Origin of the sequence: Priestia sp. RMT2NF4 (assembly GCF_047872835.1) — a bacterium.
In the GTDB taxonomy this organism is placed as follows: Bacteria; Bacillota; Bacilli; order Bacillales; family Bacillaceae_H; genus Priestia; species Priestia zanthoxyli.
Genome location: NZ_JBLQZO010000003.1, coordinates 294,928 through 307,157, shown reverse-complemented (window position 1 = coordinate 307,157; position 12,230 = coordinate 294,928). Strand labels below are relative to the sequence as shown.

Annotated in this window: 15 protein-coding genes and 1 riboswitch; of the genes, 6 read left to right on the top strand and 9 right to left on the bottom strand. The window is 39.3% G+C overall.

All coding sequences use genetic code 11. The annotated features are described in order from the left end of the window. Window positions 1-155 precede the first annotated feature (155 nt). The 3 genes from ACMX9J_RS15075 to ACMX9J_RS15065 are packed head-to-tail and all read left to right on the top strand — an operon-like array spanning window position 156 to window position 2,551. Complete coding sequence (locus ACMX9J_RS15075; RefSeq protein ID WP_025749730.1) at window positions 156-383, top strand: FeoA family protein; 228 nt, start codon at window positions 156-158, stop codon at window positions 381-383. Further along, on the top strand, window positions 380-2,350 hold the full coding sequence (gene feoB, locus ACMX9J_RS15070; RefSeq protein ID WP_416225920.1) for a ferrous iron transport protein B: 1,971 nt from the start codon (window positions 380-382) through the stop codon (window positions 2,348-2,350). The genes ACMX9J_RS15075 and feoB overlap by 4 nt, the downstream gene beginning before the upstream one ends. Before the next feature lie 15 nt (window positions 2,351-2,365). Continuing rightward, a complete protein-coding gene (locus ACMX9J_RS15065; protein ID WP_013081918.1) occupies window positions 2,366-2,551 on the top strand; it encodes a FeoB-associated Cys-rich membrane protein in 186 nt (61 codons plus the stop codon). Between the two features lie 43 nt (window positions 2,552-2,594). Here ACMX9J_RS15065 and ACMX9J_RS15060 read toward each other — a convergent pair whose 3' ends face one another. Then, window positions 2,595-2,918 carry a DUF3243 domain-containing protein gene (locus ACMX9J_RS15060; RefSeq protein WP_013081917.1) on the bottom strand — a complete coding sequence of 108 codons (324 nt, stop codon included), beginning with the start codon at window positions 2,916-2,918 and terminating at the stop codon, window positions 2,595-2,597. Window positions 2,919-2,934: 16 nt separating this feature from the next. Next, window positions 2,935-3,519: a hypothetical protein gene (locus tag ACMX9J_RS15055; protein ID WP_047751583.1), complete on the bottom strand. Its 585-nt coding sequence runs from the start codon at window positions 3,517-3,519 to the stop codon at window positions 2,935-2,937. A gap of 261 nt (window positions 3,520-3,780) precedes the next feature. Between ACMX9J_RS15055 and ACMX9J_RS15050 the strand changes: the two genes are divergently transcribed. From ACMX9J_RS15050 to hxlB, 3 genes are all read left to right on the top strand, one after another. Then, window positions 3,781-4,146, top strand: coding sequence for a winged helix-turn-helix transcriptional regulator (locus tag ACMX9J_RS15050; RefSeq protein WP_028412158.1), 366 nt, complete (start codon window positions 3,781-3,783; stop codon window positions 4,144-4,146). Between the two features lie 268 nt (window positions 4,147-4,414). Further along, window positions 4,415-5,044 (top strand): 3-hexulose-6-phosphate synthase, encoded by a 630-nt coding sequence (gene hxlA / locus ACMX9J_RS15045; RefSeq protein WP_013055599.1) that lies wholly within the window; start codon window positions 4,415-4,417, stop codon window positions 5,042-5,044. 10 nt (window positions 5,045-5,054) lie between these two features. Further along, window positions 5,055-5,612, top strand: coding sequence for a 6-phospho-3-hexuloisomerase (hxlB, locus tag ACMX9J_RS15040; protein WP_013055598.1), 558 nt, complete (start codon window positions 5,055-5,057; stop codon window positions 5,610-5,612). 113 nt (window positions 5,613-5,725) lie between these two features. Here the strand turns inward: hxlB and ACMX9J_RS15035 are convergent, their stop codons facing one another. The 7 genes from ACMX9J_RS15035 to ACMX9J_RS15005 all read right to left on the bottom strand — a co-directional run bounded on the left by ACMX9J_RS15035 (window position 5,726) and on the right by ACMX9J_RS15005 (window position 12,211). Then, the gene (locus ACMX9J_RS15035; protein WP_028412157.1) at window positions 5,726-5,971 is read right to left on the bottom strand and encodes a ferredoxin; all 246 of its coding nucleotides are present in this window, start codon (window positions 5,969-5,971) and stop codon (window positions 5,726-5,728) included. Between the two features lie 86 nt (window positions 5,972-6,057). Further along, window positions 6,058-7,068 carry an ABC transporter substrate-binding protein gene (locus ACMX9J_RS15030; RefSeq protein WP_154991693.1) on the bottom strand — a complete coding sequence of 337 codons (1,011 nt, stop codon included), beginning with the start codon at window positions 7,066-7,068 and terminating at the stop codon, window positions 6,058-6,060. Then, window positions 7,065-7,808 carry an ABC transporter permease gene (locus ACMX9J_RS15025; RefSeq protein ID WP_367032955.1) on the bottom strand — a complete coding sequence of 248 codons (744 nt, stop codon included), beginning with the start codon at window positions 7,806-7,808 and terminating at the stop codon, window positions 7,065-7,067. Before ACMX9J_RS15025 ends, ACMX9J_RS15030 begins: the two co-directional genes overlap by 4 nt. Continuing rightward, window positions 7,805-8,569 (bottom strand): ABC transporter ATP-binding protein, encoded by a 765-nt coding sequence (locus ACMX9J_RS15020; protein WP_028412154.1) that lies wholly within the window; start codon window positions 8,567-8,569, stop codon window positions 7,805-7,807. Before ACMX9J_RS15020 ends, ACMX9J_RS15025 begins: the two co-directional genes overlap by 4 nt. Beyond that, window positions 8,562-9,233, bottom strand: coding sequence for a thiaminase II (gene tenA, locus ACMX9J_RS15015; protein ID WP_028412153.1), 672 nt, complete (start codon window positions 9,231-9,233; stop codon window positions 8,562-8,564). Before tenA ends, ACMX9J_RS15020 begins: the two co-directional genes overlap by 8 nt. A 5-nt stretch (window positions 9,234-9,238) precedes the next feature. Continuing rightward, window positions 9,239-10,516, bottom strand: coding sequence for an acetylornithine deacetylase (locus ACMX9J_RS15010; protein WP_416225919.1), 1,278 nt, complete (start codon window positions 10,514-10,516; stop codon window positions 9,239-9,241). 114 nt (window positions 10,517-10,630) lie between these two features. Next, window positions 10,631-10,733, bottom strand: a riboswitch (TPP riboswitch). Window positions 10,734-10,912: 179 nt separating this feature from the next. Then, entirely contained in the window at window positions 10,913-12,211 is a 1,299-nt protein-coding gene (locus ACMX9J_RS15005; protein WP_028412151.1) for an MFS transporter, read from the bottom strand. Window positions 12,212-12,230: the final 19 nt, after the last annotated feature.

The window sequence follows — 12,230 nt, the reverse complement described above, 5'->3', positions numbered from 1 at the left end:
TGCTAAAATCGTACATAATTTCACCTGAAAAATATAGTTATAAATATATATTTTTAATTGTAACGCTCTAGAAGCATTGATTGATTTTAGAACCTTATGTATAATCGAGATAGATACAAATTGAAAATGATTATCATTAACAGGAGTGCTGAATGATGAATTTAACTACCGTGAGTATTGGCGACAAAGTAAAAGTTAAAAACATTGAATTTTTAGATAGATCATTAGAACGCCGCCTTCTTTCTTTTGGAGTAAAAAAAGGCTGCGAACTATGCATGAAGCAAAAAACCATCTTAGGAGGACCTTGTATTATTGAATGTCAAGGTCAAATGATTAGCATCCGAAAACGCGATGCGGCCAAAATTGAGGTTGAGACAGCATGAGTACAATTGCACTTTTAGGAAATCCAAACACAGGAAAAACTTCTTTATTCAATATATTAACAGATTCCTATGAATACGTAGGAAACTGGAGCGGTGTAACCGTTGAAAAGAAAGTTGGATCTATTAAAAAGCAAAACAGCCAGCTGGTTGATTTGCCGGGTGTGTATGACTTTACTCCTCTTTCTTCAGATGAAGCAGTGGTAACTAACTTTTTGTTAACCGGAGAATTTAACAGTATGCTGAATATTGTAGACGCTTCTCAGTTTGAAAGAAGCATGCATCTCACTATTCAAGCATTGGAATATGGAAAGCCATTAGTAATCGGCTTAAATATGATTGATGTAGCGGAAAAACGCGGATTGACTTTTAATTTGGAGAAGCTTAGCAAATCATTACATATTCCGGTTTCAGCGATTGTTGCCCGTAATGGAAAAGGAATTAACGATCTGCTCTCTACTTTGAAGCAAGATTTAAAAGCCCCTTCATTTCAATTAAATTATGGGGAAACCGCTGAACAAGCAATTCATATGATTCAAACAAAAGCGGACGTCAGCAGATGGATTGCCATTCAATTCTTAGCGGAAAATAGCGTAATCGAATCAACATTAAAAGAAAAAGCGAGTTACTCAGAGCTGCTTGAGCTGCGAAAAGCCGCTGCACAAAAAATAAACAAGCCGCTTAGCGAGCATTTCTTCGACGTGCGTACAGCATTTATTGAACGCATTTCGAGCGAGTGTATCATAAAGGGCAGCGAAACACCTTTAACTTTCACGGATCGAATCGATCGAATTGTGACGCATAAGTGGCTTGGTCTCCCTATTTTTCTTGGCTTAATGTATTTGATTTTTAATATTACGTTTACGTGGATTGGCGTTCCGCTTTCTGATAAACTGGACGGCTTCTTTGGCGGAACGCTTAGTGAAGGCGCTGATTCTCTTTTAAATGCAGCTGGTGCTGCTCCATTTATTCATGATTTAATTGTGGATGGCATTATTGCAGGAGTAGGCGGCGTACTGGTATTTGTACCACAAATTTTTGTCCTGTTCTTTTTCATTTCACTGCTTGAAGATTCAGGATACATGGCTCGAATTGCTGTAGTAATGGATCGTATAATGGAATTTTTCGGTTTGAACGGAAAAGCATTTATTCCGATGATTATTAGCTTTGGATGTAACGTACCGGGGATTATGGCCGCGCGTACAATTGAACAGCGAAAAGAGCGCCTTATGACCATTTTAGTCAATCCATTTATGAGCTGTTCAGCACGTCTTCCTGTATACGCTTTGTTTGTAGGTGCGTTTTTTGTGCAAAACGGAGCAGCTGTGGTGTTTTCTATGTACTTGCTTGGCATTATTTTAGCACTTGTTGTAACGAAAATTTTATCAGTAACGCTTCTTAAAGACGAACAATCAACTTTTATTGTTGAACTTCCTCCTTACCGCGTACCTCAAGCCAAGACTCTTTGGAGAAGCACGTGGGAAAAAGGCCGAAATTTCGTCCGAAAAGCAGGTACGGTTATTTTAGCTGGCTCTGTATTTATCTGGCTATCATCTTACGCTGGCCCTGGCGGTTTTGGAGTAGATATGGAAAATAGCTTTATGGCTATTATTGGAGGTGCTATCGCTCCTCTATTTATCCCTTTAGGTTTTGCGACATGGCAAGCTGTAGCATCACTGATTACAGGGTTCCTAGCGAAAGAAGTGGTTGTTTCAACTATGAGCATCATTTATAAAGTACAAGAAGGACAGCTTGGCGACACAATGAAGACATTCTTTACACCGCTAACAGCCTATACGTTTATGGTGTTTGTTCTTCTTTACGTTCCGTGTCTAGCAACCGTCGCTGTTATTCGACGAGAAACCGGCTCATTAAAATGGACAGCATTTGCTGTGGCCTACCCTTTGGTTGTCGCTTATCTCGTAGCTTTGCTTGTACACACTATTGGAAAAGTACTTGGTTTTTCTTAAAAGGAGTGAATAACATTGATTATTAACATTTTAATTGGGGTTTTGATTTTTGGGTATGCCCTTTATCATATGACAAAATTCTTCCGCAAGAGTACTCAGGGAAAATGTGCAAGCTGCGCACAGCAATCTTCTTGTGCAACGGATGATTGCGGTATTGACTGGGATAAAACGATTCAAGAGGCTCAAAATCAATCATCTTAATACATTAAAAAAGCATCCTGATAGACGGGATGCTTTTTTAATGTTACGCAACTAGTTTTAAAATGAGATGAGAAAGGACTTCCTTTTCCTCTTCACTGCTGACTTTCCATAACTCATGAAGGACTTTTTCTTCTCGGTTTCGAGGCTCCTCATTTTTGGCTAAATAGCTAGCCACTTTTTTTGTAGCAGCTGCTAATTGTTCCTCATTTAACCCGAGCTTTTTACCGACATGAACTTTTTGAGTTAAATAATCAGTAAACGTATCAAAATTCTGCAAAATTGCTTCTTTTTTCTCCGTCCCTAAATTATCTACCGTTTCTTCAATTTTATTCATGTCTTTTGTAGTTCCTTCATTCATTTGACTCACAGTTAACATCTCCTTCTTAGTGAATAGACTGATATGTTCTTTCACGCTCAGATTCTGGTTTTTCGTCCGGCGTCATCTTTTCCTTACTTATTTCAGAAGTTGCATCTTTCACTTTTTCACCAATTTGCTGTAAATCACTTTTAGCATCTTCTACCGTTGATTTTGCATCATACGTAACGCTTTTCACATCTTCTGCTTGCTTAAAGAAATCTTCATTTACACGCTCGTACAAATGTTTGGCATCATTAATTGCATCTTTTAAAAGATTCGATGCATTTTTCATTTGCTGCACCATTTTTTCTTTTGTTTCTTGAGGGTTCTCTTTTACTTGATTAATCATGTTTGCAGAAGAGTCCTTTAATGTAACGGCTCTTCTTTTAACAGATGAGCGAGTTTTATTATCAAGTAATGTTATACATCCACCTACAACTGCCCCGACAACAACACCTTTTACTAGCTTGCTGCTGTAGCTTTTCCCCGTGGTGCTAACAGCAGCAGTGCTATTAGCTGTCTGTGGATTGTTATTAATTCCTACATCGTTGTTGATGCCTGCGCTGTTGCTTAAAGCAGGGTTTTGTAATTCAGATCGGTTTCTTTCCATTTTTACTGCCTCCTTTAGCATCGTTATTGAGTGATTTCCCATCTTTTTTTATATTTAAACAATTGAATTCGTTAAAAATAAAAAACATGACTAAAGGCCACCTTTTATATCTCACTAGTCAAGAATAACTATATAGTAAAAAAAGCTAAATTTTTTAATGGAAAGATACAAGCCGGATTTTTGTAAAAGGATTGTCAGCACCGGTATAATAAGAAGTACTGTAAAAGAAATTTTATACTATTGGTCATAGGGGTGAAACAATTGAGCCAGCTTAATAAGGAATTTAACTGTGAAAAAGAATTAACGCTTGCTATTATCGGCGGAAAATGGAAGATGCTGATACTATGGCACTTAGGACGTGAAGGAACAAAACGGTTCGGGGAACTAAAATCGCTTATTCCTGATATTACGCCGCGCATGCTGGTTAACCAGCTGCGGGAACTGGAAGAAGATCTAATTGTTAACCGTAAAGTTTATCCTGTCGTACCACCTAAAGTCGAATACTCACTTACAAAAGAAGGAGAAAGTTTAATGCCTATTTTGACAGCCATGTACGATTGGGGTAAAAATTACCGTGATACAGTGCTGGTCAATCAAGAACAAAAGGCAGAAACGTTAATTAAATGATGGAAACGAATCCTTCTATTCCATAGTTTTTATTTTTTTATGCGGATGATATTACTCAATATCATCCGCATTTTTAATGAAAATTAAGCGGTTACAAGACTGATATGTCCATTAGTATACTTCTGTATACTATCATTCCCCACACTATTTGTGGGAAAAGTGCGTACTTTTAAGAACCTCAAACTGCGGGTACAATAACTACACCAGCTGCTTTTTATGTAAAAAGGCACAAAAGGTATCTATAGATTTCTGTAAGGAGTGGAGTAGAATGGAATTACAATTAGCATTAGATCTTGTTAATATTTCTCAAGCAAAAGAGGTAGTAAAAGAAGTTGAAGAACATATTGATATCGTGGAAATCGGTACACCTGTTGTAATCAATGAAGGGCTTCGCGCCGTTAAAGAAATTAAAGAAGCATTTCCTAATTTAAAAGTATTAGCTGACCTAAAAATCATGGATGCAGCTGGTTATGAAGTACAGCAAGCTTCTCAAGCTGGAGCAGACATCATTACCATCTTAGGTGTGGCTGAAGATATGTCAATTAAAGGTGCAGTTGAAGAAGCGAAAAAACAAGGTAAAAAAATTCTAGTCGATATGATTGGTGTAAAAGATATTAAAGGACGCGCAAAAGAGCTAGACGAATTTGGCGTTGACTATATCTGCGTACACACAGGATACGATCTTCAAGCAGTTGGTCAAAACTCTTTTGAAGATTTAGTAACAATCAAAAGCGTTGTAAAAAATGCAAAAACAGCCGTTGCTGGCGGCATTAAATTAGAATCTTTACCTGAAGTAGTAAAAGCACAGCCTGATCTTGTTATCGTTGGCGGAGGCATCACGAGCCAAGATGATAAAAAATCAGTTGCTTCTCAAATGAAAGAGCTTATTACAAATTAAGGAGCTTTCTATGCAGACGAGCGAACATTTAAAAACGGTTATGAATGAGCTTTTACAAACAACAGCTCTAATCGCTGACGATGAAGCTGAACAGCTTGTAAATGGCATCATCTCATCTAAAAAAGTGTTTGTCACAGGAGCAGGCCGTTCAGGTCTTATGGGCAAGTCGTTTGCTATGCGTATGATGCATATGGGCATTGATGCTTATGTCATTGGAGAAACCGTGACGTCCACTTTCACGCAGGATGATTTATTAATCATCGGATCAGGTTCTGGCGAAACGAAGAGCTTGATTCCTATTGCTCAAAAAGCAAAAGAACTTGGAGGAAAAGTTGGAGTAGTCACGATTTCCCCCGATTCCACGCTTGGCAAGCTGGCTGACTTCATCGTGAAGCTGCCCGGCGCTCCGAAGGATCAAGAACAAAGCAGTTATCAAACCGTACAGCCTATGGCGTCACTGTTTGAACAAACGCTTCTTCTTTTTTACGATGCGCTGATTCTTCGCTTCATGGAGAAGAAAGAACTTGATACTCATACGATGTACGGAAAGCATGCAAATTTAGAGTAGAAAAAGGTCTTGCCTAGGCAAGACCTTTTTTGTTTTGGAACTTTCTATATAACCAAATATTCACTTATCAGATAACTAAATGTACTTTATCATTATTTATTTTTTCAAAAGCCCTATTCGAATTTTGCTGCATCTCCATAAAACGGCTGCTCTGCAACTTTAATCGAGTCTGTTGGACACCCTTCGTACGCTTCCATCATCTCATCTTGCTGATGTTCAGGAACTTCTTTTGTTCCTTCGTTGTTATCTAATACGGCATAAGCAAGACCTTCTGAATCATAATCATAAAGATCTGGCGCACTCCCTCCACATGCTCCGCAAGCAATACATGTTTCCTTCTCTACTATCGTAAAAGCCATAAAAAAACCTCCTTGACCTTTTCACTTTCTCTTTCAGAAAGTTACGTTCAGTATAAGGAGGTTTTTTTAAATTCGTCTTAAATTATTTACTGAGATTCCCCAATATTCTCAAACATCTCATCTACATTTGGCTTTTTCTTAATTAACCCTGACTCTTTTAACCAGTTAACATTTGATTGCCATGATTCTTTCGTTTGACTGCCGAATCCTTGTTCAGACTTCATTTTTGGAAGTAAGATATTCAAACTTTTTGTTTCCACATCTTTTTCAAGCGGGAAGTTTGATTTATCTTGATTATCTAACAAAATTTGAAGTGATTCTTTTGGATGTTTCTCCGTGTATTCATACCCTTTTGTCGCGGCACGCCAAAACGCTTTAATCGTATCAGCATCTTTTGCCCACGTTTGATCCCCTGTAACGGCCACTAGCTCGTAATAAGATGGCACGCCGTAATCTGACGGATCAATGTCAACCGTTTTGTATCCTTTTTTGTGAAGCAATGGTACTTCGTGGTTAATATACGCACCTATTACAGCATCTACTTTTTTGCTAATCAGCGATGAATTTAACTCAAACCCTACGTCTACTAGTTTTACTTTATTCGGATCTCCTCCATCGCTTTTCACCATTTTCTTTAGAACAGATTCACTTAATGGTGTTCCGCTGTATCCTACTACTTTTCCTTCTAAATCTTTAGGACGCTTAATACCGCTATCTTTCAATGCCACAACCCGGTTTAGCGGAGATCTTACAATCGCTCCTACCGACTTTACCGGCACATCTTCATTTGCTCGTGCCATTGCTACATCAGGCTGATAGTAAAGGCCAAGCGTGACTTTCCCTGCAGCTGCTAAATTAAGCGAGTCTGTTGGATTAGCAGGAAATTGTACTTTTACATTCAGCCCTTCTTTTTTGAAATATCCTTTTTCTTGTGCAGCGTAAATGAAGCTGTGCACTGCATTTGGATACCAATCAAGCATAATTGTAACGTCTTTTAATTTTTTACTGTCACCAGCTTTATTTTCCTTGTCCTGACCGCAAGCAGCGAGCATCAAAACAAGCAGCAGGCTTAAGCTAATCGCAAACCATTTTTTCATTCTGTTTTCCTCCACTTTAATGAACGTTTTTCGAAACCTACTACAATAATAAAAAATAAAATACCGAGCGCGGATAAAATCACAATTGGTGCAAATACACCAGCTGCATCAAACTGTGTCATCATGCGACGACTGAAATATCCTAAGCCTGCTTGCGCACCCAACCATTCCCCAATGGCAGCACCTATTATACTAAAGGTAACCGCTACTTTGAGTCCCGAATAAAAATGAGGCAGTGCAGAAGGAATGTTCAACTTAAAGAAAATATCTTTTTTTGTTGCTCCCATCGTTAACATGAGTTCTTTTAACTCTTTGTTTGTAGAACGAAGCCCGTCAAATGTGCTAACGGTAATGGGAAAAAACGTAATTAATACGGTCACAATCACTTTGCTCCAAATGGAGTAGCCAAACCACAGCACAAATACAGGAGCAATGGCAATGGTCGGAATCATTTGTGACGCAATAATAAGCGGATAAAAAGCACGCTCAATAAGCGGACTCCAATTCATCCACACAGCTAGCAGAACCCCTAGCACAACGGATATTACAAGCCCAATTACGACAATAGATAACGTAGCTGGTAAATGCTTAAACAATAAATCCATTCGCAGCTCCCAAAGCTTCGTTAAAATACCGCTGGGCGTTGGTAAAATAAACGGATAGTTTACAATGCGTGCTCCAATTTCCCAAGCAGCCATCAAAATGACTACTAAAATCACTGAAGCCCCGTACTTTTTCATGTGTTCACCTTCGATCTTAGCTGTTCAATTAAATAATCTTTCACATCAAGCACTCGCTGTTGATTCAGATCTTTTTGCGTTCGAGGTCTGCTAAGCGGCACTTGAATTTCTTCAAGACAACTTACTGGCTTGTCTGAAAAGATAAAAATGCGATCTGATAAAAAAAGCGCTTCATTGACGTCATGAGTGATAAATAAGATGCTATGCTTACGCTTTTGCCATTGGTCAAGCAGCCATTCCTGCATCGATAAACGTGTGATTGCATCAAGTGCACTAAAAGGCTCATCTAAAAGCAGCACGTTAGAACCGCTTAATACCGTCCGAAGAAAAGAAACGCGCTGCTTCATCCCTCCGGATAAATCACTTGGAAAACGGTTTTCATACCCTTTTAGGCCAAACTCTTCAAGCAGCTGAGACACTTGCTTATGAGCACTTGCTTTTGATACATTGTGAAGCTCAAGAGGCAGTGCTGCATTGTCTAGAATCGTACGCCACGGAAGCAGCAAATCTTGCTGCGGCATATAGCCTACTTTTCCTAGTCGCTTTTCATAAGACTTTCCGTTAATCACGATATCGCCTTCACTCTGCTGTTCAAGACCTGTAATGAGACGAAACAACGTACTTTTCCCAGAGCCGCTCGCTCCAACGATACTGACAAACTCGCCTTCTTTCACGTCTAAGTTTAATGATTTTAAAATCGCTTGATCACCGTTCTTGTACGTAAAACTGACGTTTTGAAAAGATAACACAGACCTATTCATGAATTGGCCACATCGCTTCGTTATAAGCCATATCCCAGAACATATACTCAAAACGCGTCGTATTCAAGAAAATTTCTTCAAGCTTTTCTAATTCCACTTCTGATTTATCTTCAGTAAGTGAGTCAAATAAATTGATACACCATGTCGCCAGTTCTCCAAATTCTTCTGAGCTGTACATTTCAATCCACTCACGGTAAAACTCATTGTTAGCTCCAGGCTTTTCACTAAGTTCTTTTCCTATTTCCCAGTAGCTCCACATACAAGGCAAAAGAGCGGCTACTAATTCAGCTAATGTTCCACTTTGACCAACGTGCAGCATATAGTGCGTGTATGCAAGCGTTGTAGGAGATGGCTGCGCTTTTTCTAATTCTTTTTCGCTGATTTCAAATTTCTTGGCATACTCACGGTGCAGACTCATTTCTTCGTTTAATGTAGAATCTAAAAGGGCTGCAAATTTCCCCATCGTTTGAAGATCGGTAGCTTTCATGGCTCCAATCGCAAATAATTTGGCATAATCAATTAGGTAAAGGTAATCTTGAATCATGTAGAAGCGAAACTTCTCCTTTTCAAGCGTTCCATCTCCCATCCCCTGTACGAAGGGATGATTATGATTTTGACGCCAAATAGGCTGCAGCTTTTCGTATAATCGTTCACTAAATTTCATGATGATCACTCCTTATGCGTATGCAGCCACGTATAAATGAACTGCACTATCACTTTTGTATATTGAACAAGCTGATTAATATCTAATTGTTCGTTCACAGCATGTGCATTTGCTAAATTTCCCGGACCGTAAATAGCGGCGGGAATTCCCGCATCAGCTAGCCATCCCCCGTCTGTTACGCTAGTTGACACATCAATTGGAGGCTTTTTCCCTTCCATTTGTTCATGAGTATTTGCAAGCAGCTGCACTCCTGCATGATTTTCATCAATTTCTAATGACGGAAAGATTTCTCCTCTGTCTTCAATCATTGATGTGCCTCCCCATTCAAAGGTTGGCAGATTATCTTTTAACCATGGATCTGCTTTTGCAATAGCTATAATATATTTTTCCACTTCTTTTGATACTTGGTCGTACGATTCATTAGGATAATAGTGAACGGTGATCCACAGCCTGCATTCATCTGCAATAAAAGCAGCATGTCTTCCGCCTTCGATTACTGCTGGATTAATCGTATTTGTCCCTGGCAAAAATCCTGGATAGCTCTTTGTAACAGCCCAGTGACGCTCCAATTCTTGTAGCCCTCCGATCACTTTTGCCATCTTTTCAATAGCGCTTGCGGCTAACAGCCCTCCTCCAGCATGAATCATACTTCGGCGTGTACCGTCATGATAGGTTTTACTGCTTTTTATCGTAATCCATCCCGTGATCACTCCGCCTTGACCTTGAATATGTAAATCACTTGTATCGACTACAAGCGCAAAATCAGCTGTATACCCTTTCTGACAGCATTGCAGCGTACCTGCCTCTCCTACTTCTTCTCCTACAACGGATTCAAAAATCAAGTCTCCTGGCAGCTCGATTCCTGCTTCTGTTAAAAGCTGCACAGCAAATAATGCTCCCGCCAAACCGCCTTTCATATCAGCAACTCCGCGTCCAATTATCATATTGTCTTTCACAACAGCTTCAAACGGATTGGTTTCCCAATTTTCATTTTCTTGTACCTCAGCAACATCCATATGGCCGTTAATAATCAAGCTTTGATAGTCAGCCGATTTTTGTCCTTTTAACGTTCCCACTACGATAGGGTCGTTAGAATATAAGTCCCACATATCAATGGAAAAACCGCAGTTTTTAAGAAAATCCGCTACGTACAGCTGCGCTTCATGAGAATTTCGTGCAGGAGGCGCTGGCGTTTTATACGAAACAAGCGTTGTTAATAACTGGATTAACTCTCCTTTGCGCTCCTCTACCTGTTTGACAAGCAAATCAATTGTTTCTTTCATGTATGACACCTTCCTTTACGCATAAAAAAACACTTCTTTCGCAGGAAAGAAGTGTTTTTGTTTATGTACACAAAATTATTATAACGAGTTCGTAAGGAAATCCCATACAAAACATCCATTACAATACCTCTTTCCTACGCTAGTATTACCTAGTTCAGGTTATAAGGGTTAAGACTTATCGTCTCTCTCAGCTTCGAAAGCACCCCTAGTGGTGTTGTATCTCTATGAAATTAATCTATTATCATATGTTTACCTGTAATAGTTTTATCATAGTAAAGCGTTTTATTCAATAGAAAGGTTCATGATATGGTAATGAAAATAGTTTCCTTTTTAGTAGTAAAAGAAAAAGCACACACCTTTTTCATGCAGTGTGTGCTCTTTGTTTTTGTGACATTACTAGTTAGCTATTGGCTTCTTTAAAAATACGCCATAACTAATAGCACCAATTAAAAGCAGTCCTGCTCCTAACAGGAAAACCGCCGTAAAAGTTCCCGTTGCATCTAATATAAACCCTGTTACGATAGGAGCCATTGCCGCTCCTAGAAATCCACCGAAGTTCTGAATAGCGCCGAGTGAAGCAACTTGTTCCTTTGGTGCAATATCCGCCGCTAGAGTCCAAATGACGCCTGATGGCAGCTGTGACGCGAAGTAGCCAATCGACAATAAGACAATACTTAAGGCTGCATTATCAATAAAAGGAACGGGTGCTACCGATGCTGCGGCTAAGATTGCCCCGCCTACAATTGGTATTTTTCTTGCCGTTACTGCATTAATTCCTTTTCGAATAAATCTATCTGAAATTACACCACCAAGCAACACTCCTATGATTCCTGCTAGAAACGGAATAGCAGCAATCCAGCCCGTTTGTTTTAGGCTAAAACCGCGCTCTGTTTCTAAGTAGCTAGGAAGCCAAGTTAAATAAACCCATATCGTAAACATAATTCCGAAATTCCCGATAATCATAAACCATGTGCTTTTATATTTAAACAGCTGTGACCATTTTGCTTGTGAGGTATGACTGATTTTTATTTCTTCTTTAGGGACAGCTTTCACTTTATTGGCAACATAATCCGGATCTCGGTATATCTTTAGCCAAACAAACATCACAATAAAGCCTGCTGCTCCTATAACAACAAACATTCCTCTCCAACTCATTGTTAAAAGCAGTACCGTTAGAAGTGGCGGAGCAATCGCATTAGCAATTTGAGACCCTGTATTAATAATCGAAGTAGGAAGGCCGCGCTCTTCTTTTTTAAACCATCTTTCCGTCACTTTAATTCCTGAAGTAAAAAAAGGAGACTCCGATACACCAAGAAGCATTCTCATGGCATAAAGAGCAGAATACGTGTTAGTAAATGCACTTGCTACCGTTGCCACAGACCATAGGCCTGATGCCCATGCAAACATTTTTTTCGGCCCGTATTTGTCAACCAGCCAGCCTGCTGGTAGATTTGCTAAGGCATATGGCCAGAGAAAAGCTGAAAGCAAAAGACCCATTTGTGTAGAAGACAGCCCAAACTCTTTGGCAATCGTGGTATTAGCGATGCTTAAATTAGAGCGGTCTAAATAGTTAACAACTGCTCCAATTAGCAATACAATAATAAGCCACCAGCGTATATTCGTCTTTTTTACATCTTGCTTTACAGGACCTAAATCTTTGTTAACGCTTTCATTTAATTTAGATGTAACCGCCATAGAATATCCCTCCATAACC